General features: G+C 63.8%; 18 protein-coding genes. 10 read left to right on the plus strand and 8 right to left on the minus strand.

Annotated elements, in window-relative coordinates:
* Positions 1-9: 9 nt before the first annotated feature.
* On the minus strand, positions 10-1,680 hold the full coding sequence (locus tag ACH2DG_RS06315; RefSeq protein WP_395024873.1) for a SulP family inorganic anion transporter: 1,671 nt from the start codon (positions 1,678-1,680) through the stop codon (positions 10-12).
* Positions 1,681-1,929: 249 nt separating this feature from the next.
* On the opposite strand from ACH2DG_RS06315, the gene ACH2DG_RS06320 reads away from it, so the two are divergent.
* Positions 1,930-2,904, plus strand: a complete 975-nt coding sequence (locus ACH2DG_RS06320; RefSeq protein WP_395024874.1) for a Bug family tripartite tricarboxylate transporter substrate binding protein — start codon at positions 1,930-1,932, stop codon at positions 2,902-2,904.
* Positions 2,901-3,851: a BMP family ABC transporter substrate-binding protein gene (locus ACH2DG_RS06325; RefSeq protein ID WP_395024876.1), complete on the plus strand. Its 951-nt coding sequence runs from the start codon at positions 2,901-2,903 to the stop codon at positions 3,849-3,851. Before ACH2DG_RS06320 ends, ACH2DG_RS06325 begins: the two co-directional genes overlap by 4 nt.
* A gap of 209 nt (positions 3,852-4,060) precedes the next feature.
* On the opposite strand, the gene ACH2DG_RS06330 is transcribed toward ACH2DG_RS06325, so the two are convergent.
* From ACH2DG_RS06330 to ACH2DG_RS06355, 6 genes are all read right to left on the minus strand, one after another.
* Positions 4,061-4,300, minus strand: a complete 240-nt coding sequence (locus ACH2DG_RS06330; protein WP_395024878.1) for a hypothetical protein — start codon at positions 4,298-4,300, stop codon at positions 4,061-4,063.
* Between the two features lie 152 nt (positions 4,301-4,452).
* Complete coding sequence (gene metG, locus ACH2DG_RS06335; RefSeq protein ID WP_395024879.1) at positions 4,453-6,600, minus strand: methionine--tRNA ligase; 2,148 nt, start codon at positions 6,598-6,600, stop codon at positions 4,453-4,455.
* A 168-nt stretch (positions 6,601-6,768) separates the two neighbouring features.
* Positions 6,769-7,338, minus strand: coding sequence for a TlpA family protein disulfide reductase (locus ACH2DG_RS06340; RefSeq protein ID WP_395024880.1), 570 nt, complete (start codon positions 7,336-7,338; stop codon positions 6,769-6,771).
* A gap of 4 nt (positions 7,339-7,342) precedes the next feature.
* Positions 7,343-8,434, minus strand: coding sequence for a transglutaminase-like domain-containing protein (locus ACH2DG_RS06345; RefSeq protein ID WP_395024881.1), 1,092 nt, complete (start codon positions 8,432-8,434; stop codon positions 7,343-7,345).
* A gap of 178 nt (positions 8,435-8,612) precedes the next feature.
* A complete protein-coding gene (locus ACH2DG_RS06350; protein ID WP_224151489.1) occupies positions 8,613-9,830 on the minus strand; it encodes a patatin-like phospholipase family protein in 1,218 nt (405 codons plus the stop codon).
* A 142-nt stretch (positions 9,831-9,972) separates the two neighbouring features.
* Entirely contained in the window at positions 9,973-10,551 is a 579-nt protein-coding gene (locus ACH2DG_RS06355; protein WP_395024882.1) for a restriction endonuclease, read from the minus strand.
* A gap of 125 nt (positions 10,552-10,676) precedes the next feature.
* Here ACH2DG_RS06355 and apbC point away from each other — a divergent pair, with 125 nt between their 5' ends.
* The 4 genes from apbC (at position 10,677) to ACH2DG_RS06375 (ending at position 15,448) form a co-directional block, all read left to right on the plus strand.
* Positions 10,677-11,768: an iron-sulfur cluster carrier protein ApbC gene (apbC, locus tag ACH2DG_RS06360; RefSeq protein ID WP_395024883.1), complete on the plus strand. Its 1,092-nt coding sequence runs from the start codon at positions 10,677-10,679 to the stop codon at positions 11,766-11,768.
* Positions 11,768-12,706 (plus strand): LysR family transcriptional regulator, encoded by a 939-nt coding sequence (locus tag ACH2DG_RS06365; protein WP_395024885.1) that lies wholly within the window; start codon positions 11,768-11,770, stop codon positions 12,704-12,706. Before apbC ends, ACH2DG_RS06365 begins: the two co-directional genes overlap by 1 nt.
* A gap of 152 nt (positions 12,707-12,858) precedes the next feature.
* On the plus strand, positions 12,859-15,174 hold the full coding sequence (locus ACH2DG_RS06370) for an FdhF/YdeP family oxidoreductase (RefSeq protein WP_395024886.1): 2,316 nt from the start codon (positions 12,859-12,861) through the stop codon (positions 15,172-15,174).
* A complete protein-coding gene (locus tag ACH2DG_RS06375) occupies positions 15,161-15,448 on the plus strand; it encodes a hypothetical protein (RefSeq protein WP_395024887.1) in 288 nt (95 codons plus the stop codon). Before ACH2DG_RS06370 ends, ACH2DG_RS06375 begins: the two co-directional genes overlap by 14 nt.
* Here the strand turns inward: ACH2DG_RS06375 and ACH2DG_RS06380 are convergent, their stop codons facing one another.
* A complete protein-coding gene (locus ACH2DG_RS06380) occupies positions 15,449-16,663 on the minus strand; it encodes a hypothetical protein (protein WP_395024888.1) in 1,215 nt (404 codons plus the stop codon).
* A gap of 389 nt (positions 16,664-17,052) precedes the next feature.
* Here ACH2DG_RS06380 and ACH2DG_RS06385 point away from each other — a divergent pair, with 389 nt between their 5' ends.
* The 4 genes from ACH2DG_RS06385 to ACH2DG_RS06400 all read left to right on the plus strand — a co-directional run bounded on the left by ACH2DG_RS06385 (position 17,053) and on the right by ACH2DG_RS06400 (position 22,010).
* Positions 17,053-19,572: an ABC transporter permease gene (locus ACH2DG_RS06385; protein WP_395024889.1), complete on the plus strand. Its 2,520-nt coding sequence runs from the start codon at positions 17,053-17,055 to the stop codon at positions 19,570-19,572.
* 94 nt (positions 19,573-19,666) lie between these two features.
* On the plus strand, positions 19,667-20,071 hold the full coding sequence (locus tag ACH2DG_RS06390; protein ID WP_395024890.1) for a group II truncated hemoglobin: 405 nt from the start codon (positions 19,667-19,669) through the stop codon (positions 20,069-20,071).
* 169 nt (positions 20,072-20,240) lie between these two features.
* Positions 20,241-20,834: a LemA family protein gene (locus ACH2DG_RS06395; RefSeq protein WP_224151498.1), complete on the plus strand. Its 594-nt coding sequence runs from the start codon at positions 20,241-20,243 to the stop codon at positions 20,832-20,834.
* 60 nt (positions 20,835-20,894) lie between these two features.
* Positions 20,895-22,010, plus strand: a complete 1,116-nt coding sequence (locus ACH2DG_RS06400; RefSeq protein WP_395024892.1) for a M48 family metalloprotease — start codon at positions 20,895-20,897, stop codon at positions 22,008-22,010.
* Positions 22,011-22,106: the final 96 nt, after the last annotated feature.

Below are 22,106 nucleotides of genomic sequence, written 5' to 3' on the forward strand. Positions count from 1 at the left end.
TGCGCGGCGTCAGGTCGCCACGGCAGCGGCCGTGGCGCTTGCCACATCGGGTTGCAGATCGGCCCGCAACCGATCGTACAGGCCGGTGCGCCGGGCAATATCGAGCGGTTGGCCTACCAGGCCCGAGACAATGAGCCTTACCTGCCGCGCGTTGCAGGCCTTGCTGAGCGCTTCGAGCGCCTCGGCGCCGGTCGAATCGACGTAGATCACGTTCTTCAGGTCCACTACCAATGCCCGCGCGGGCAGATGGTCTTCGAGCGACTCGATCAGCTTGGTTGCGCCAAAGAAAATGGCGCCATGGAGCCGCCAGACCTGAATCTGTTCATCCAGCCCCGCCAGCAAAGGCTGCTCGGCAGCCGTCAGACGTTCGGCACGCGAGAGGCTGGAGATACGGTAGATGAAGGTGATGCAGGCTGCGAAGATGCCGAACTCCACGGCGACCGTGAGGTCGAACACCACGGTCAGCAGGAAGACCGACACCAGCGTGATGCGATAAGGCAGGCGATAGGTCCTGAGCCGCGCAAACTCGCGCCATTCGCCCATGTTCCAGGCCACGAACATCAGGATGGCGGCCAGCGTGGCCAACGGAATGGATCCTGCTAGCGGCGCGGCCACCAGAATCACCAACAGCAGAGCCAGCGCATGCACTATGCCAGCAATGGGGCTGGTAGCACCGCTTTTCACATTGGTCACCGTTCGCGCAATGGTGCCGGTGGCCGGCATGCCACCGAAGAAGGGTGTGATGAAGTTGGCAATGCCCTGGGCCATCAGCTCCTGGTTGGGGTCGTGCCGGTCGCCAATCATGCCGTCGGCCACGCGGGCGCACAGCAGCGACTCGATGGCACCCAGCAAGGCCAGCGTGATGGTGGGCATCAGCAGAAAGCGTGCCGATTCCCAGCTGAATGCAGGCAGCGTGAATGCGGGCAGCGCCGCCGGTATGCCGCCAAAACGGCTGCCGATGGTCTCCACCGGCAGTCCAAAGCCAGCCACCACGGCCGTGGCCAGTACCAGCGCAACAATGGAGCCGGGCACCCGGGCAAGCCGTGCAGCCCATCGCTGCACGCCCGCATTCCTGCCTGCTGCCGCTGGCAGCCAACGCTGCCAGTACACGACCACGGCGAGCGACACCACGGCCACACCGGTCGCCCACGGGTTGATGGTGGACAGTTGGTTGCCCAGCGCTCCCAGGATGCCGAAGAAATCGCCCGGCATCTTGGATATGGAAAGGCCCAGGAAGTCCTTGACCTGCGACAGTGCAATCAGCACCGCAATACCGTTGGTGAAGCCGATGATGACCGCCACTGGAATGAAACGAACCAATGTGCCCAGCCGCAGCAACCCCATCACGAACAGCAGCACGCCGGACAGTGCTGTGGCAATGATCAGATTGGCCACGCCATACTGTTGCACGATGCCGTAGACGATGACGATGAAGGCACCAGCGGGCCCGCCGATCTGTACCCGGCTGCCACCAAGCAGCGCAATCAGGAAACCCGCAATGATGGCGGTGAAGAGGCCCGCTTCGGGTTTGAGGCCACTGGCGATGGCAAAGGCCATGGCCAGTGGCAGGGCGACCACGGCGACCGTGAGACCGGCGCCCATGTCCTGCAGAAAACGGATGCGGTCGTAGCCGCGCAATGCCGCAAAGAGGCGCGGCCTGAATGAAAAAGGGACGTGCAATCTGAACTCCGGAGAAGTGGAACTGAAACAGCGGGGGTTCAGAGCTTCGCCGGGGGGCCGCAATGGTGCAGCCGGGTGATGAAACGCCTGCGGCGCGACAGCGGCAGGATCGGTGCGTGGAACATGGCTGAATCAGTGTACACCGCTGGGTGGGTCGAAGTTTTTCGCAGATCGATAGCCGAAATTCGCGTTTGTGTGGAGGCAACGGTCTTCGTAGCATGACGGCTTTCGTAGGAGGATCTGCCTTTCATGCTCCAACGCCGCCATTTGCTGATGGGCGCCCTGGCCGCGCTGCCCGCCCTGCGCATCGCGCAGGCTGCCGAGACCGGGTGGCCGCGCAAGCCGATCCGGTTGGTCGTGACATTTCCGCCCGGTGGCGCCAGCGACATCGCCGCGCGCCTGCTGGCGCCGCTGTTGTCGGCCCAACTGGGCCAGCCGGTTGTCATCGACAACCGGCCCGGTGCGGGCTCCACACTGGGCGCTCAGGCCGTGGCGCGCAGTGCGCCTGATGGCTATACGCTGCTGCTGTCCAATTCGGCGGCGCTGTCGATTTCGCCACACCTGCTCGCGCAGGCCCCCTACGATGCCGCGCGCAGCTTCACGCACCTGGGCTATATCGGCTCGGTTCCCACGGCATTGGTGGTTCGGCAGGATCTGCCGGTGCACAGCTTTGCTGAATTGGTGCAATGGTTGCGCAGCCAGCCGCAGGCCGTGCCCTATGGCAGTGGCGGGGCGGCATCGGTGGGGCATCTGGTAGGAGCGGAGCTTGCACGCCTGCAGGGCTTGCAATTGGCGCACGTGCCTTACCGGGGAGCAGGGCCCATGCGCTCGGACCTGCTGGCGGGCCACATTTCGCTGGCCATTGACGCATTGCCGCAGAACCTGCCGCTCGCCCGCGAGGGCCGCGTGCGGCTGCTGGCGGTAACGGCGGTGCAGCGTGTGCCGCAGGCGAGCGAAGTGCCCACAGTGGCTGAACTGGGCTTGCCGCAGTTGGTGGCCGACAACTATGTGGGTCTGTCGGCACCGGCAGGCCTGCCCGAGCCGGTGGCGCAGCGCCTGGGGACTGCGCTGCAGCGGGCGCTGACCGATACCGCTGTGCGCCAAAGCTTGGCTGCACAGGGTTTTGTACAACCGCCGCTGGACGCACAGGCGTTTGCCCGCCTGGTGCAGGATCAATCACAGGCCTGGGGCAGTGTGGCCCGGGCGACGGGAGCGACATTATGAACTTTCTGGCTCGCCGCCCCCGCGTGGCCGTTGCCTTGTTCGGCCCGCAGGGGCAAGGCAGTTTCAACGAAGCCGGATTGCAAGGTGTGCAGCGCGCCCTGGCTGCCGGCCACGATGTCACGCCTTTGTGGATTGCGCCGCGCGACGAAGCCGCGCGCACGGCAGCGGTGGAGCAGTTGTGCGCGCAAGGGTTTGATCTGATCGTGGCCCATGGTGGGCAAGGCGATGTGCCGGTTGCGCGTGCGCTGCAACGCTGGCCCAGTCAGCGTTTTGCCATCACCCAGGGCAGCCTGCAGGCGCCGCAGGTGGCGTGCTACGAGGTGCAGCAGGAACAATCCGCGTTTCTGGCCGGCGTGCTGGCGGCGCTGTACAGCCGCTCTGGCGTGGCCGCGCATTTCTCGGGCGAGCGTGTGCGCCCCGGCCTCCAGGGCCGGGCAGCCTATGCGCATGGCCTGCGCGTCGTAGGCTGGCAGGGACGGCTCTTGACGCAGTTCTGCGGCCACCAGCACCAGCCGCAACTGGCCGAACTGTGCGTCCACACCATGGCGGATGCGGGTGCCGACGTGATGTTTGCCATGATTGACGGTGGCCGCAGCGGCGCAACGGCAGCCTGCCGTGCGCGCGGCATGGCGCAGATCGGCAATGTGCTCGATTGGGTGGCGCGCGACCCGCAGGTGTTCGTGGCCTCGGCAGTGGCCGATTCGGGCGAGGCCATTTTCCGTGCTCTAGCCGACTTTGCGCGCGGCGAGTTGGCGCTGGGCAGGAAGCGGCGCTTTGGTCTGGAAGATCCCGCCCTGGTGCGCCTGCAACTGCGCGGTGACCTGCCGGCCTCGGTGCGTGTACAGATCGAGACCTGGGGCCACCGTCTGTGCACCGGAGAGGTAGTGCCGGACAACGAGTACGCCGGAGAGGAATGGCCGGTTCCGCAGGAGGCGGTGCCTGTCTAAGGACGTATTTACGATCTCCTCGCGCCGCGACAGTGGCTTTTTGCGGGGCGCCCCCAAACCCACTGTCCCTCTGGGTTGGAGTGAAATCGGGCGATTTCTGCGCGCTCGCCCTTGCTTGCACCCCGGTGCAAGCTGCGGCCCATCGCTTCGAACTCATCCCGATTGCACTCCAACGCGGCTGCGTAGAGATCGTAAACACGTTCTAAGGCCTACGGCAATGCTTCTTCGGGTGGGCGCGAATTGCTCGCACCGGGGCCGGGCTGGTAAGGGTGGTTGGGATCGCTTTCGCGGTATTTGATGGAGATGCCGCTGTTGTCCGGCTTGTCATCGGTCATTGCGCCATAGGCGGCGCCTACGCCCTTGCCAGCCAGCTTGGCCGTGCCGATTGCCACATCCGCTGCCACGCCGACTGCAGCGGCTCCCACCGCCACTACCGTACAGCCAGACAATGCCGTGCACAGAAGAAGAGCTCCCAGGCATGTCCACCGCGCAGCGCCGCAGGCTCTCCAACAGCTGCCTTCCGCCTTGGGGCGATGCGGCATTGAAAAAGCCCCTGCAGCCGCGTGGCGCAGAGGCTTGGCCGATGAACGGTGCTGCGTCATCAATGGATGCGCATGCCGGGTGTGGCGCCGGGGAAGGGCTCCAGCACATAGATGCCGGGGTTGGCCTTTTCATCCGCATGGCTGGCCGCCAGCACCATCCCTTCGGACAGGCCGAACTTCATCTTGCGCGGCGCGAGGTTGGCAACCATCACCGTCAGCTTGCCGACCAGTTGTTCGGGCTGGTACATGCTGCTGATGCCGCTGAACACGTTGCGCGTCCTGGGATGGCCGTTGTCGTCTTTCTCGCCCACATCCAGCGTCAGTTGCAGCAGCTTGGTCGAGCCTTCTACCGCCTGGCATTCCAGAATCTTGGCAATGCGCAGGTCAATCTTCGCAAAGTCGTCGATGCCGATGGTTTCGGCCAGCGGCTCTCCACCGGGGGCGTTGGGGTCGATCACCGCTTCGGCCTTTTTCTCGGCCTTCTTGGCTTTGGCAGGAACTTCGGCAGCCGGAGCGGCCTGGCCGGCTGGAGCCTCAAACAGTGCTTCGAGCTGCTTGGGATCGACGCGCTGCATCAGGTGCTTGTATTCGCCAATCTGGTGGCCCTGGCCGAGTGGCTTGGCCACATCGGCAAAGGTCTCGGGTGGCACGATGAGGAAGTTGGCCACTTCGGCAGCCACGCCGGGCAGGATGGGCTTGAGGTAGATGGTCAGAATGCGGAAGGCTTCGATGCAGGTCGTGCACACATCGTGCAGGCGCGCCTCCATGCCTTCCTTCTTGGCCAGCTCCCAGGGCTTGTTGGCATCCACATAGCTGTTGACCTTGTCGCACAGCAGCATGATTTCCCGCGCGGCGCGGGCAGTATCACGGGTTTCGTAGGCCGCCACGATGGCGTCCTTTTGTTCGCGCAGCGCCGCCAGCAGGGCAGCGCCGTCTTCGCTCACGGTACCCAGCTTGCCTTCAAAGCGCTTGGTCAAAAAGCCTGCAGCGCGGCTGGCAATGTTCACGTACTTGCCGATCAGGTCGGAGTTGACGCGCAGCATGAAGTCTTCGGGATTGAAGTCGATGTCTTCGTTCTTGCCGTTGAGCTTGGCGCCCAGGTAGTAGCGCAGCCACTCGGGGTTCATCTGCAGGCTCAAATACTTGAGTGGATCGAGGCCGGTGCCACGGCTCTTGCTCATCTTCTCGCCGTTGTTGACGGTCATGAATCCGTGCACGCAGATTCGGGTCGGCGTCTTGCGGCCGCTGAACTTGAGCATGGCGGGCCAGAACAGCGTATGGAAGGTGATGATGTCCTTGCCAATGAAGTGGTACTGTTCCAGATCGGGGTCTGCCATGTAGGCGTCATAGTCTTCGCCCCGCTGGTTCAGAAGGTTCTTGAGCGAGGCCAGGTACCCGACGGGCGCGTCCAGCCACACATAGAAGTATTTGCCGGGTGCGTCGGGAATCTCGATGCCGAAGTAGGGTGCATCGCGGCTGATGTCCCAGTCATCCAGGCCTTCGCTGGTCGTGCCGTCCGGGTTGGTGCGCACGCCGAACCATTCCTTGATCTTGGCGGCCACCTCGGGCTGCACGTGCTGGCCGTCCTGCGTCCACTCGGTCAGAAACGCAACGGCGCGAGGGTCGGAGAGCTTGAAGAAGAAGTGCTCGGAGCTCTTCATTACGGGCTTGGCGCCCGAGAGTGCGGAGTAGGGGTTGATCAGATCGGTGGGCGCATAGACCGAGCTGCAGACCTCGCAGTTGTCGCCGTACTGGTCCTTGGCATGGCAGCGCGGGCACTCGCCCTTGATGAAGCGGTCGGGCAGGAACATGTTCTTCTCGGGGTCGAAGAACTGCTCGATGGTGCGCGTCTCGATGAACCCGGCCTTCTTCAGGTCGAGGTAGATCTGCTTGGACAGCTCGTGGTTTTCGGGGCTGTCGGTGTTGCTCCAGTTGTCGAAGGCGATGTGAAAACCGTCGAGATACTGCTTGCGGCCCGCAGCGATGTCGGCCACGAACTGCTGGGGCGTCTTGCCCGCCTTTTCAGCAGCAATCATGATGGGCGCGCCATGGGCGTCATCGGCACCCACAAAGTTGACCGCATTGCCCTGCATTCGTTGCGCACGCACCCAGGTGTCGGCCTGGATGTATTCCATGATGTGGCCGATGTGGAAGTTGCCGTTGGCATACGGCAGGGCGGTGGTGACGAAGAGCTTTCGTTGAGACATAGGGTTGCGGAACTTTCTGATCACTGAGGGGCACGCGGCGAAGGCCGGGCACCGGTTCTGGCCATGTGAACGGCGAACAAGCGCCGCCTGCGCCCGACGGCGCACCAGAACCGAGGGATTTTAGGCGTTTGTGGTGCCGGGGGGGATTCCTGCGGTTAAGAAAGGCGACTAGCCCTGCAAAACCGCAGCCAGCTGTGCCTGGGCACGAGCGCCCAGCCAGTCGATTTCACCTACATGCCACAGGCGGACCTGGCCTTGGGCATCGAGCACGAAGCTGGTCGGCAGGGCAATGCCGCCCCAGGCGGGCAACTGCGTCTGGCTGCGGTCGAGCAGCACTTCGCCATGAAAAGGCACGGTTTGCAGGAACTGCAGCACGCGCGCAGGCATTTCGCCGTGGTTGACGGCCACCACGCGCAGCCCGTGGGGGCGGTACTGTTCCAGCAAACGGTTGAACTGCGCCATCTCCAGGCGGCAGGGCGCGCAATAGCTGGCCCAGAAGTTCAGGATGAGCGGCGCCCCTGCGTAGTTGGCCAGGCCGCGCGATTGGCCATCCCGGGTCAGCGCCTTCAGCTCCGGCCTGGCCTTGCCAGGGGGCCAGGCGGTCAACTGGCCCACTGCGCGCGGGTCCAGATCCTGCGCCGCCTGCACCTGGCGGCCCACCAGCGTGGCCGAGAGCCAGGCAGCAGCGCCGCCCAGCTGCTGCAGGCAGCGGCGGCGGTGCAGCAGGGCGGGAGCCATGGCCTCAGGCCAGTTTGGCGGAGGTGATGCGGTAGGTGAAATGCGCCGGGTCCAGGCTGTCCAGGCGCCCCTGGGCCGTTTCACCCTGCGGGTACATGAAGAAACCCACGGTCTGGCCAGCGCCGGGCAGGCGCACATCGGCTGCCGTGTTGTAGGCCATCCAGTTGCCCTCCCAGCCGCCAAACAGCATGGCGCGGGCGGCTCGTACCTTGGGAGCATCCTTGGGCAGGCCACCGGGCTGTTCTTCCAGTGCAACCTTGGCCACATCGGCAGGGTCGACAGGAATCCAGCCATAGCCATCGGCGTAGAACTCGGCGCGGCAGTGCTGAGCCTTGGAGATGTCGCCGCTCTTGCCCAGGCTCTTGAAGCCGTGCACCGAGTCGTCGACGCGCACGCCATACACATCACGGGCAGGCACGCCACTGGCGCGCGAGAGGGCGGTGAACAGGCCGTTGAGGTCGGCGCACTTGCCCGATAGATTGCCGCTGGTCAAGGTGTAGCGCACATCACCGGTACCGCAGCCGGCCACCGAGCCGTCGCGGGTGCAGTTGGCCACCATCCAGTCATAAATGGCGCGGGCCTTGCCAATGGCATCCTGCGGCTTGCCTGCTTCGGCCTGGATTTTGTCGGCTGTCTCCTTCACGATGCCATCCAGTGGTGCCAGCGATGTGGGCTGCAGGTAGGGGCGCAGTTGTGCCGCAGGCAGCTTGCGGGCGGTGCCGACAGCGCCCAGGTTGGTGGCACGGTCCAGCACCGCGATGCGACTCTTGACTTCTACCATGTGGGCGCTATCGGCGTCTGCCCACTGCACGGCAATCAGGCGGACATCGGTGCCGGGCACGGCAAACAGCTCGGCCTTGGTAGCGCCCGGGGCGCTGAAGGACACATCCAGGGTGCGCTGGTAGCCCGGCAGTTCGGCGGCGGGCACCGGAATCCAGACCTTGGACTGCGCGGTTTTTTCACTCAGGTCGACAAAGGTGGTGACTTCGAACTGGCGCCAGTTGGCCGCCGCAGCGGGAATGGCTGCAAAGACGGAGCCGAAGCTGCCTGCAGACGCGGCGATGCTGGAGAGTTGGAGAAAGTGGCGACGTTGCATGAACAACCCCTTGCAAAAATAGGTGGGCTTGCAAGGCTGCAACGTGGCTGGCGGCGCGATCACGCGCACGAACGGCGCGCACTATGCGCAGAGGATTCACAGACAGCACCGCAGGACCTGCAAGAGACGGCTTATCGTAACAGGTCTGCCTGCCTGCCATCTGGTTGTGAGTGGCTCCTCAGCGCCGGCTGGGCCAGTCGAAAAAGGCGCGCACCTCCTCCTGGCGCGCCATGGTGTCGGCGCGCCCCAGCGCGATCAGCGCGCGTGTGTAGCCGGGCTCGAACAGCAAATAGCTGGCCAGTGCCGCGCTGCCGATGCTGTGGTTGTGCACGGAGACGCCCATGGCCCCCAGCAGCGCGCGTACCGGGGTAGGCAGCTCTTGCAGGTGTGCCAGCGCAATGGCGTCCAGCGACTGCGAAGGCGTGAAGACCAGCAGATCCACGGGCCGCAATGCGCTGCGTGCCTGCTCCAGGGGCGGAATCAGGCTGAGGGTGTGGTTGATGCGCTGGGCGCGCTCCACGTCCAGCGACAGTGCGTCCAGAAAGATGGTGGACAGGGCATGGCCTGCGACCTGTGCCAGGCTGGGAAAGGGTGGGTGCTCGCCTTGCGGCAGATTGACCACTTCGTGCGAACGGCCAACGCCAACCACCACGATGCGTTGGGCACCCAGGTGCACTGCAGGGGCTAGTGGGGCGGTCTGGCGCATGGCGCCATCGCCCAGATAGTTGTATTGGCCGCGCACATCCAGCTCGGTGGGCGGAAAGATGAACGGAATGGACGAGGAGGCCATCAGATGCTGGTGAGTGATGCGGTCCTGGATGGCGCGGCGCTGCAGGCGCGACCAGCCGGGCACATGCGGGCCGGTCTCGTAGAAGGTGATGTGCTCTCCCGTGGTGTAGCTGGAGGCGGTGATGGCCAGCGCCGCCAACTGACCGTTGTGCAGCAGGTGCGGGATTTTTTCGAGCGGCAACTCGGCCTGCAGCAATTGCAGCAGCGGCGTGTTGTCCAGCAGCGAGCGCGGCTTGCTGTGGTGCCAGCGGGTCAGCGCCCACCCTAGGGTCAGCAGGCTGAGCCAGCGCGCCCCGCTGCGCGCAACACCAAAGGCGTCGGCGCGGTAGACCTGGCTGGTCGAGAAATTGCGCCATACGCGCGAGAGGCGCTGCACGGCCCGATCGAAATGGTCGGCGCCGCAGGCAAGGCCCGCGGCATTGATGGCCCCGGCGGATGTACCCACCGCGATCGGGAAGGGGGTGGGCGCGTGGTCTTCTCCGGCGTTTTGCCGCAGGCGCGACAAGGCCTGGAGCACTCCCACCTGGTAGGCGGCTCGGGCGCCACCGCCAGACAGGACAATCGCGGTGAGGGCGTCATGCGGACTGTGGTGCAATGCGGTCGACATGGCGCCACGATAGCCGAAGTGCGAGCGCGGCGCGGGCAAGCACTGGCATTTTTCAGGTGCGCCAGGCACACATACTGGGCCACATGCGGGCCAGGAATCAAAAAACGCCTCTGGTTGAGGCGTCTGCAATTGTCTGCAATGGCTAGGGTCGGGGCGTTTTGTGCAGAAGTGCCGCCAGTTCGTTGTTCTGTAGCACGGTAATTTTTTGATCGCGCGCAAACAAACGCGCGTTTTCACTCAAATCGCCCTGCAGCAAAACGTACGCGCAGGAAGCACCGTTTTCTTGTGCGGCACTGTGCAGGGCACGCAACGGCTCGATGCCATGCACACCGGCCTTGCTTCGCTTGGTTTGCACCAGGGTGAGCTGGCCATCGCGCGCCAGCTGAATGTCGGCATCAGCCTGCTGGCGCGTGGTAACGGTATAGCCTTCTGCCTGCCACGCTTGCGTGAGCCAGGCCTGCAGGTCGCGAGCGGGCAGGCTGGCGGCACGGGCCAGCAGGGCTTCGGTGGCTGCGCTGCTGGGCGCTTTCCACTGCCGTTTGGCCGCCATGGCGCCGATCACGAAGAATGGCAGGCTGCCAGTAGCGCCTACAAACCGGATGTCCTTGGGCAGCAGGGCCAGGCACAGCAAGACGATGATGGCACCCACCACCACACTGATCCACCACGACGAACGCAGCAAAATCGCAAACACGGAGTTTTCGGCCATCTTCAGTTTCACGGGCGCAGGTCTTTCCATCAGAGAAGTGGGGTTCCGCAGGAGCGGGCAAGTCCGTGATTGTCGCTGCTTCGCAAGGACAAGCCAGCTTCGCTAGACTTATTGCTGTCTCAGGAATAGAAAACACGATGGCAGTAACACAACAGGCGTTGCTGGCCGCATTGGCCAGCGTACAGGACCCGCAAACGGGCAAGGATTTGGTGGCGGCACGTGCCGTGCGCAATGTGCAAATCAACGGCGGCGATGTCGCTTTTGATGTGGAACTGGGCTATCCGGCCCAAACCCTGTTTGCCGGCCTGCGCACCCGGCTGATTGCCGCGGCCCGGACGGTGGAAGGCGTCGAGAACGTCTCCGTCTCCATTTCCAGCAAGGTGGTGGCGCATGCTGCCCAGCGTGGCGTGCCGCTGCTGCCGGGTGTCAAGAACATCATTGCGGTAGCCTCGGGCAAGGGCGGCGTGGGGAAAAGCACCACCACTGCCAATCTGGCGCTGGCGCTGGCCGCCGAAGGCGCGCGCGTGGGCGTGCTCGATGCGGACATCTACGGCCCCAGTCAGACGATGATGCTGGGCGTGTCGGGCAAGCCCGAAAGCACCGATGGCAAGACCATGGAGCCCAAGCTGAACCACGGCGTGCAGGTCATGTCGATCGGTTTGCTGGTGGACCAGGACCAGGCCATGATCTGGCGTGGCCCGATGGCCGTGCAGGCGCTCGAACAGATGCTGCGCCAGACCAACTGGAAGGATCTGGACTATCTGCTGATCGATCTGCCGCCCGGTACCGGCGATATCCAGCTGACCTTGAGCCAGCGTGTGCCGGTGACGGGGGCCGTCATCGTCACTACGCCGCAGGACATTGCCCTGCTCGATGCGAAGAAGGGCATCAAGATGTTCGAGAAGGTGGGCGTGCCCATTCTCGGCGTGATCGAGAACATGGCCATGCATGTCTGCAGCCACTGCGGTCATGTGGAACACATCTTTGGCGCCGATGGCGGCAAGCATATGGCGGCAGACTTCCAGCTTGATTACCTGGGCGCGCTGCCGCTGTCGCTGCAGATCCGCGAGCAGGCCGACAGCGGAACGCCGACCGTGGTGGCGGCGCCCACCAGCGAAGCTGCCGGCATCTACCGCCAGGTGGCACGCAGCATTGCCGTCAAGATCGCGCAACAGGCCAAGGACTTTTCCAGCAAGTTCCCCACCATCACCGTCAGCAGCAATACCTGATGAACCTTCTGGCTGCCATGCGCTACCTGGCTGCGCTCAACGCGCATGGCCATTTTGCGCGGGCAGCCGAGGCCTGCCACATCACGCAGCCCGCGCTGTCCAACGCGCTGCGTGCGCTGGAGCAGGAGTTTGGTGTGGCAATCGTGCGCCGTGGCCGTGTCTTTGCCGGTCTGACGCCCGAAGGCGAGCAGGTTTTGCAGACCGGGCTCGAAATGCTGCAAAAAGAAGAGCTGCTGCGCCAATCCTTGAGCGCGCAAGCGGGTCAATTGCAAGGTCTTCTGCGCATGGCAGCCGTACCCACTGCTATGCCCATGCTGGTGCGCTTTGCCACCATGCTGCGCAGCCAGCATCCTGGCGTTCTGCCGGTGCTGCATTCGATGAGCTCACCGGATATCGAGCGTGGGCTGGAAGCGCTGAGCCTGGATCTGGCGCTGGGCTACAGCGATCGCATCAGCAGCCCGCGTACCCAGTGCCTGCCGCAATACCAGGAGCACTATTACCTGCTGCGCAGGTTGGATGGCGATCAGGCCGGTTTGCATTGGGAGGAGTGCATGCCCTGGGTGCAGGCAGGCCAGCAGGCGCTGTGCCTGTTGACCCCCGACATGCACAACCGGCAGATCGTGCAGCGCGCGTTTGCCTCCGTGGGGGTGCAGCCGTGCCCGGTACTGGAGACCAATTCCGTGCAGGCCCTGTTGCAGGCGGTGCTGGAAGGCGGGCTCGCCAGCATCGTGCCGGGGGCTGTACTGGCCACGGTGCGTCACATGCCTGGTGTGCATGCTGCACCGCTGGTGGAGCCTGTGGTGCACAGCGAGGTCGCCTTCATCTACCAGCAGGCCCAGGTTGCGATGCCTGCTTTGCAGGCCGCGCTGGCGTTGATGGCATTGCCAGCCTGGCACACGCTGTGCCTGCACCATGCGGGTGCATTGCAACATTCTTGAGGAAATCGGCTACAAGTGCTTATCCAGAAAGCGCCGATAGCTCACATTTTTATATTGAATGTCGGCATTGCGATAAAGAATTTGACCATGGTCAAGCTTGCGACTGAAATGCGAGCATTCATTTGCCGATCTCGTTCGTCGGGATGTTTGCCATGCAAGAACAGAAAATTGCCTTCTACCCGGGCCCTGCCGGGGGCTGGGGCGCTCTCAACAGCGTAAAAAATACGCTGCTGAACCAGAACATTGCGCTCAAGGGCGCCAAGACCCTGCTGTCTGCCAATCAGCCCGATGGATTTGACTGTCCGGGCTGTGCATGGCCCGACCGCAACCATGCCTCGACTTTCGAGTTCTGCGAGAACGGCGTCAAGGCCGTGGCAGCGGAGGCCACCGCCCGCCGCGCAGGCCCCGGGCTTTTTGAGCGGTATACCGTGCAGGCGCTGGCTGCGCACAGCGACTACTGGCTCGAAGACCAGGGCCGCCTCACGCATCCGATGGTGTATGACGCGACAAGCGACAAGTACCGGCCAATTGCCTGGGAGGAAGCCTTTGGCATCATTGCCAGGCACCTGAACGCGCTGCCGGACCCGAACCAGGCGATCTTCTACACATCGGGCCGGGCCAGCAACGAGGCGGCCTTTCTGTACCAGCTGTTTGTGCGCCAATACGGCACCAACAACTTTCCCGATTGCTCCAACATGTGCCATGAGCCCAGCGGCACGGCGATGCGCGAGCAGATCGGGGTTGGCAAGGGAACGGTCGAACTGGCTGATTTTGAGAAGGCGGACGCCATCTTCATCTTTGGCCAGAACCCTGGCACCAACCACCCGCGCATGCTGGGCGAGTTGCGCGCGGCGCACAAGCGCGGTGCACGTATCGTCAGCTTCAACCCGCTGCGTGAGCGCGGGCTGGAGCGTTTTGCTGATCCACAGGACAAGCTGGAGATGGCAACACTGGGCTCAACGCCCATCAGCACGCATTATTTTCAGCTGCGCATTGGTGGCGATCTGGCGGCGGTCACCGGCATGGTCAAACATGTGCTGGAGCAGGAGGCCGCAGCGCACGCAAGCGGGCGGGATGGCGTACTGGACCATGCGTTCATCGCTGAACACACCACGGGTCTGGAAGCGCTGGCCGCCAGTGTGCAGGGCGCAGGCTGGGCAGAACTGGAAGCCATGGCGGGCCTGACCGAGGCGCAGATGCGCGCTGCTGCAGACGTGTATCTGGGGGCTCCCAGCGTCATCGCATGCTGGGGCATGGGCATTACCCAGCACGCGCATTCGGTGACCACCATCCAGATGATCACCAACCTGCTGCTGTTGCGCGGCCACATCGGCCGGCCCGGTGCAGGGCCTTGTCCGGTGCGGGGCCACAGCAATGTGCAGGGCGACCGGACCATGGGCATCTGGGAAAAGCCGTCTGCCGATCTGCTGAACCGGCTGCACGATGTGTATGGGTTCGAGCCGCCGCGCGCGCATGGTGTCGATGCGGTGGAAGCCATTGCCCATATGCGAGATGGCAAAGGCAAGGTGTTTTTTGCGCTGGGCGGCAACTTTGCGGCCGCGACGCCCGACACGGTTGCCACCTGGCAGGCACTGCAGCGCTGCGATCTGACGGTCCATGTCACCACCAAGCTCAACCGCAGCCACGTGGTGCATGGGCGAGAGGCGCTGATCCTGCCATGCCTGGGGCGCACCGAAATCGATCTGCAAAACGGCAAGGCGCAAGGTGTGACGGTGGAAGACTCGATGAGCATGGTGCACATCTCGATGGGCATCAACCCGCCAGCGTCCGAACACCTGCTCTCCGAGCCTGCGATCATCGCCCGTCTGGCACATGCGACGTTGGGCGCGCGCAGCCAGGTGGACTGGCTGGCGCTGGCGCAGGATTACTCCCTGATCCGTGACGAGATCGAGAAGGTCTTTCCGGATTTTGCCGGCTTCAACCAGCGCGTGGCGGTGCCCGGAGGTTTCCGTCTGCGCAATACGGCCAGCGAGCGGGTATGGACCACTGCCTCGGGCAAGGCAGCTTTCCAGGCGCATGGCTTGCCCCGCAATACGCCGCTGCAGCGTGCCCGCGAGCGCTCGCCGGGGCAGCGCGTTTTCACCTTGCAGAGCACACGCTCGCACGACCAGTACAACACCACGGTCTATGGCATGGATGACCGTTACCGTGGCGTGTTCGGCCAGCGCCGCGTGCTGTTCATCCATGCCGAAGACATCCGCGAACTGGGCATGCGGGATGGCGACTGGGTCAATATCCGCACCGTGTGGGACGACGGCGTGGAGCGCCGGGCCGATGGTTTCAGGTTGGTGGCCTACGATACGCCGCGCGGCAATCTGGCGGCCTACTACCCGGAGACGAATCCGCTGGTGCCCTTGACGGCGGTGGCAGAGCGTGCGGGCACGCCCACTTCCAAGTCGATTCCAGTGGTTCTGGAGCGCGCCGCGATTGCCCATGACGCAGCGTGACGCATTGCCCCTGGCGGCCCAAATCCTGCTGGCCTTGGTGGAGCTGCAGGATGCTCCCGGGGCAGAGGTCTCGCTGCCACGCCTGGCCAAGCATCTGGGGGCCAGTGCCAGCGTGCTGATGCGGGAGTTGAGCCTGATGGGCGACGTGGCCTTGGGCGCGAACGCCAGTGCAGGCCCGGGCTGGGTGAAGGTGCGGCAGGCCGATAGCCGCTGGCTGGTGCGTCTGGCGCTTTCGGGCAGTGCGCTGGCAGAAGGGTTGCAGCAGGTAGGATAGTCAGGGCCTGTTCAAGGCCAGACGAACGTTGCCGGTCAGTGTGAACGCACTGAATTTTTCATCAAGCAGCCATTGCCTGCCGGGCATCAGCAGAAAGTCTTCGCAGTTGGGTGCATTGCAGCGCTGGCTGTCCACCAGTTCCAGCACCACGGCGTCTTCCGTGGCCTTGTCGGTGGAGCGGCCATTGACCCGTACCGCAGCCACGCGACCTTGCTCATCCCATTCCGAGATGGCCCCGCGCAGCAGCACGCGCGACCAATCGCCACGCGTGCGCCTCGCAGGTTGCACCACCGCTTCGGTGGCAGTGCGGGCGGCCGCCATGCGCACAGCCACCAGAATGACCTGCTTGTCGAAGCGGAAAGGGTTCTTTTCCAAGGCTTCCAGCGACACCAGCTGGCCTGCGCCGGTCTTCCTGGCGAAAGTCTGGATACGATCCCGGTTGGCCTGCAGGTCTTTGGCCTCCTGCTGGTCCTGCTGCAGGCGCGCCTGTTGCTGCGAAGCCTCGTTGCGATAGCTGGTCCATTCTTGAGGTTGTTTGCGCAACTGCTTCGTGGCCTGAACCACCCCGCTGGGAATATTGCCATTGGAATCCGGCGACCAGTCGCTGCCCCGCTGCAGGCTGACACGCAGAAAGCCACCCTTGATGCTGCCTGCAGCGCCATCTGGACACAGGGATTGCCAGTGTGCATAGGCCCGATCCAGCCAGTCCTTGGCGAGCGCATCGTCTGCTAGATTGCCGTTGGCCGATACCTGCAGCCCCAGAGGCTGGCAGGCCGGTGCAGGCAGCTTGCCGTCCACGCGGCTCTCCACCCACAGGCGGCCGGGCTGTGCACCTTTGGGCGCGGGCAGGGAGCCCATGTCGAGCAGTACACGGGTGTTGTCCACGCGGCGGGCGCCAACGGTGTGTTTGTTCTCCAGAAACACGCCCTGGCTGAACCGGCCTCTCCAGGTGGTGGGCGGCGCATCGGGAGCGTGGCGAAGCTGCCAGCTGGCGGTGCCCTGGCCTTCCGCAATACCACCCTTGCAACCGCCTTCGTAGCGGTAGAGGTAGTCGCTGGTGCGCATGATGCCTGCAACCACGACTTCGCAACTGCCGCTGCTGACACCTTCGGGCGCGGCCTGCACAGATGGCGCTGCACAGGCGACGGCCAGGCACAAGGCTTTCCATTGCGGCGCGCAAAGCTGGCCGAGTCTGGCAGTGAGGGAGGCTCTCATGCATATTCCTTCCGTGCTTGATAGGCCGCATGCTGCATCCCTTCGTTCAGATCGAGAGGAGTGCCGGTGTGCGGGCTCAAGCTGAGTGCGTTTTTGCAGTATCTCCAGCATGGCTCGGACCAGTTCCTTGGGCTTGTGTGTCTGAAAAACAGGCTGTGTTCATAGTGAAAGCAGCGTATCCATGGAATGAAAAGCGAGAGGGCAAGCGTGCCGCATATCGTAACTGGCTCGCGCCCAGGCTCCAAGGCTCTGCATTCATCACTCATGCACGGGGTTGCAATCCCCCAAAGGGGGGCGCGTCTACCCGTGGGCTGCAGGTGCGGAGTGATCGTTCATCGTGGATATCCACCGGCTGCTGGGGAATAGCTCGCATCAGTTATGTTTCAGTCATGGGACACAAGATTTTCGGAATCGGATGGCGAAACCTAGTGCGTGACTGGCGCGCGGGCGAGCTGCGTTTGCTGCTGGTTGCCGTGGCGTTGGCGGTAGCAGCATTGACCTCGGTCAGTTTTTTCTCGGACCGGTTGCAGGCGGGCTTGCAGCGCGACGCCAGCCAGCTGCTGGGGGGCGATGTGGTCATCGTCAGCGACAACCCGACGCCTGCGGCGTTCTCCAAGAAGGTGGAACAGCTTGGCCTGCAAGGGGTGGCGACGGTGAGCTTTCCCACCATGGGGCGGGCCGCTGACGCGGATGGCGGCGAAACCCGCCTGGTAGGGCTCAAGGCCGTGCAGGATGGCTATCCATTGCGTGGCCGGGTGCGCGTTGCGCAGGCGGTCGATGGGGCCGACGCAGCTGCAGAGGGGATTCCCGCGCAAGGCGAGGTCTGGGTGGACGCGGGTCTGCTGGATGCATTGGGCCTGCGCATGGGTGCATCGCTGTGGCTGGGGGACCAGGCATTCAGGATTGGCCGCATCATCACCATTGAGCCAGACCGGAGCGCCGGGTTTCTGGGATTCGCGCCGCGCGTGATGATGCGCTGGAGTGACCTGCAAGCCACGGGCCTAGTGCAGCCGGCCAGCCGTCTGGTGTATCGCTATGCCGTGGCTGGAGCACCGGAGGCGTCGGCGCAGTTTCTGCAGTGGGCGGAGCAGCAGGTGGCGGCTCCGGACAGCCATGGCGTGCGCGTGGAATCGCTGCAAAGCGGCCGCCCGGAGATGGAGCAGACGCTCAACCGCGCGCAGAAATTCCTGAACCTGGTGGCCCTGCTGGCCGCCTTGCTGTCTGCCGTGGCAGTGGCATTGGCGGCACGCACCTTTGCCAATGCGCATCTGGGCAGTGCCGCGTTGATGCGGGTGCTGGGCCTTTCGCAGCGGGACATTGCCGGAGCCTACCTGGTGGAGTTTCTGGCAGTCGGGTTGGCAGCCAGCCTGATCGGTGTCGCACTGGGCTTTGCCATGCACTATCTGTTCATCGGCTTGATGGCGGGACTGTTGGCGGTGGAGTTGCCTGCAGCCAGCGCCTGGCCGATCGGCATCGGCCTGGGCATGGGCATGACCTTGCTGCTGGCTTTCGGTTTGCCGCCGGTATTGCAATTGGCCAGGGTGCCGCCGCTGCGGGTGCTGCGGCGAGAGCTGGGTGCCATGCGGCCAGCGTCGGCCTCGGTGCTGCTGGTGGGGATGGCTGGTTTTGCTGCACTGTTGATGCTGGTGAGCGGTGATTGGGCATTGGGCGGTATCGCAGTTGGCGGTTTTGCCGCCGCCGTGCTGGTGTTTGCGCTGCTGAGCGCTGCGGCAATTGCCGTGTTGCGCCGCGGTGTGCACGAGGCAACTGCGCCACAGTGGCTGGTGCTGGCGACACGCCAGGTGGCAGCACGGCCCGCATTTGCGGTGGTGCAGATCAGCAGCCTGGCCGTGGGCCTGATGGCACTGGTGCTGCTGGTGCTGCTGCGCACCGACCTGATCCAGACCTGGCGCCAGACCACGCCGCCCGATGCGATGAACCGTTTTGTCATCAACATCATGCCGGACCAGTCCGACGCCTTTCGGGCCGCGCTGGAGCGGGCTGGCATCAGCAAGGTGGATTGGTACCCGATGATTCGTGGCCGGCTCATCCAGATCAACGGCAAGGCCGTGGGACCGCAGGACTATACCGAGGACCGCGCCAAGCGCCTGGTGGATCGGGAGTTCAACATCTCGAACAGCACCGAGCTGCAAGAACACAACCAGGTGGTGCAGGGCCGATGGGTGGCAGGCGACGCCCAGGGCGTCAGCGTGGAAGAGGGCATTGCCAAGACCCTGGGCCTCCAGTTGGGCGACCGCCTGCTGTTCGACATGGGCGGCGTGCAGCGCGAAAGCACCATCACCAGCTTGCGCAAGGTGGACTGGGGGTCGATGCGGGCCAATTTCTTCGTCATGTACCCGGTGGGTCATCTCGATGATGTGGCTGTGACCTATCTGGCCGCCTACCGGGCACCCGATGTGGCGGGCTTTGACAATGCGCTGGTGCGCGAGTTTCCCAACATCACCAACGTCGATCTGCGTGCCACGGTGGCGCAGTTGCAGCGGGTGCTGGACCAGGTCATCCGGGCGGTGGAGTTCCTCTTCGGGTTCACGCTGGCTGCGGGTCTGGTGGTGCTGTTTGCGGCGATCACCGCAACGCGGGAGGAGCGAGCGCGGGAGTTTGCCATCATGCGTGCGGTGGGCGCGCGCGCGCAATTGTTGCGCCAGGTGCAGCGTGCCGAGTTGGCTGGCGTGGGCTTGCTGGCGGGCGTCCTGGCCAGCGTGGTGGCCGTGGCCATTGGCTGGGCGCTGGCCCGCTATGTGTTCGACTTCGCCTGGACGCCCCGCTGGTGGGTGCCTCTGGCAGGAGGGGCCTGCGGTGCAGTACTGGCCCTGCTGGCTGGCTGGTGGGGGCTGCGCGAAGTGCTGCGCCGGCCGGTGGTGGTGACCTTGCGGGAAGCCTCCGAATAGACATTGCGCCGTATCGGATTGATAGCTGCCAGCATTCATCTGTCAAGTGCTGGCGGTATATTTCGCTTCAAACTGACATTGAATTGACCGTGGTATGCAAATTGAAGAAAAGCCCCCATTTGATACGCCGTTTGAATGGATTGGCGGTGAGTCCCGGGTACGCGCCCTGGTGGATCGCTTTTACGACCTGATGGATCTGGAGTCAGGCTATGGGGAGCTGCGAGCCGCCCATGGCAACAGTCTCGATGATGCGCGCGACAAGCTGTTCTGGTTTTTATGCGGCTGGCTGGGTGGGCCCGATCACTACATCAGCCGTTTTGGTCATCCGCGCCTGCGGATGCGGCACATGCCGTTTTCCATTGGCATTGCCGAGCGCGACCAGTGGCTGGCGTGCATAGACCAGGCCATGGGCGACGTAGGTGTTGACGAAAAGCTGCGAACGCGCCTGCAGCAAAGCTTCTTCCAGACGGCAGACTGGATGCGCAACCGGGGTGTCTGACGCCTGGCTTGCACGTTCAGAAGCGTTTGTGCATAGAGGGTGATGAGTGCATAAACGCAACAAAATCCAGGTAAAACCTGATGTACATCAAGTACGAATATTCTTGCTTCGCACAGGCAAGGCTCCATAATGGCCCCACCAAAAATAGAGAGAGGATGGGTGAGGGAACATGAACACAACCTGGATGGTGGTGGCAGCTGTGTTTGCAGTGCTGATCGTGTGGGGCATCGTGGTGTACAACCGATTGATGGAGTTGCGCAACCGTACGGTCAATGCACTGGCGCAGATTGATGTACAGCTCAAACGCCGGTACGACCTGATTCCCAATCTGGTATCGGTTGCCAAAAAGTATCTCGAACACGAGTCGCAGACGCTGGAGGCGGTGATCCGCGCGCGCGGTCAGGCCCAGGCCGCAGCCACCGCGTTGCGCACGGCGCCCGGCAAGCCCGAGGTGGCACAGGCCATGGTGGCCGCCGAGGGCGTATTGGGCGGGGCATTGAGCCGCCTGATGGTGGTGAGCGAGAGCTATCCGGAACTGAAGGCCGATGCCACCATGCGCTCGCTCAGCGAAGAGCTCAACAGCACGGAAAACCGCATTGGCTACGCGCGCCAGGCATACAACGACCAGGTGCTGGAGTTCAACAACGCGTCCAAGGCGTTTCCGGCCATTGTGGTTGCAGCTCTCCTGGGCTTTCCCGCGCTGCCCATGCTGCAGTCCACGCAGAATGCACAAGAACGTGAAGCCATACGTGTTCAATTTTGATAGCTGTCAGCGCGCATCAGCTGTGCGCCATGGTCGGAAAAGCTTTCATTTTTTACCGTGATGAAGTTCTGGGATTTCCAGGTCGATGCACGGCGCAGCACCAAAGGCCTCCTCGGGGCCTTTTTGCTATTGGTGCTGGGTATCGTGGTGTCGGTGCACCTGGCTCTGGCGCTGGTGTTCTGGATTCCGGCGCTTCTCATGGTGGCAACCACGCCGCTGACGCTGGGGCAAGCTGCAGTCACATACCCCACCGGCTTTCTGGCAACCAATGTGGGATTGGTCACCCTGATGGTTCTGGGGGGTGCCTGGATCAAGCGCGACAACCTCAAGCAGGGTGGCCTGCATCTGGCAAGGCAGTTGGGTGCGCGTGAAGTGCGGCCTGCACTGTCGCATGCAGAGCAGCAATACGCCAATATCGTGCAGGAGCTGTGTATTGCCGCTGGTGCCCAGTTACCGCAGGCCATGGTGCTTCCGCGCGACATGTCCCTCAATGCCTTCGCTGCCAGCTGGGAGGCCAGGGATGCGGTCATTGTGGTGTCCATGGGGGCACTGGAGTATCTGAGCCGGGACGAGTTGAAAGGCGTGGTGGCGCATGAGCTGTCGCACCTGCGCGAAGGGGACACGCGGCTCAACATGGAGCTGGCCGGTTATGTGTTTGGCCTGGAGATGCTGTTCAACTATGGCGAGGAATGGTCCGAACGCGGCGTGCCTGTTTTTGGCTGGCCGCTGATGGCCGTGGGGTGGCTGGGCTGGTTGGCCGGCCAGGCGTTGAAGGCGGCCGTGTCGCGACAGCGCGAGCATCTGGCCGATGCCCATGCGGTGCAGTGGACGCGCAACCCGGATGGCCTGGGCCGCGCGCTGCGCAAGGCGCTGTGGCTGCAGGACCATGCGCACGAAGCGGCTGCCATGCAAAGCTCGCCAGGCTTGCGCGGCGGCTCGGGCCTGCGGTCGCCACTGGTTGCGCATATGTTGCTGGTGGATGTGGAGGACAGCGATGCACTGCATGATGCCTGGCACCTGGGTGGTGTGAACTGGCTGGCATCGCACCCCAGCCTGGAAGAGCGCATCGCCCGCATCTACGGGCAGGAGCAGGATGCCTTGCCGTTGCAGGAGGGTGAGCAGCGCTGGGTGAATCCGTTTGCGGCCGCCTTGCCGCAAGCCAGGCACGAGGCCTGAGCCGCCGGGGCTAGCGCTTCTTCGGGCTGCGAAATTGAGCGGCCCAGAGCGCAACCTGTTCCGCCACCGGATCGGGTGCCGGTAGTGGTTGCGACG

It is taken from the genome of Comamonas odontotermitis (assembly GCF_040396735.1).
Lineage (GTDB): Bacteria > Pseudomonadota > Gammaproteobacteria > Burkholderiales > Burkholderiaceae_C > Comamonas > Comamonas odontotermitis_C.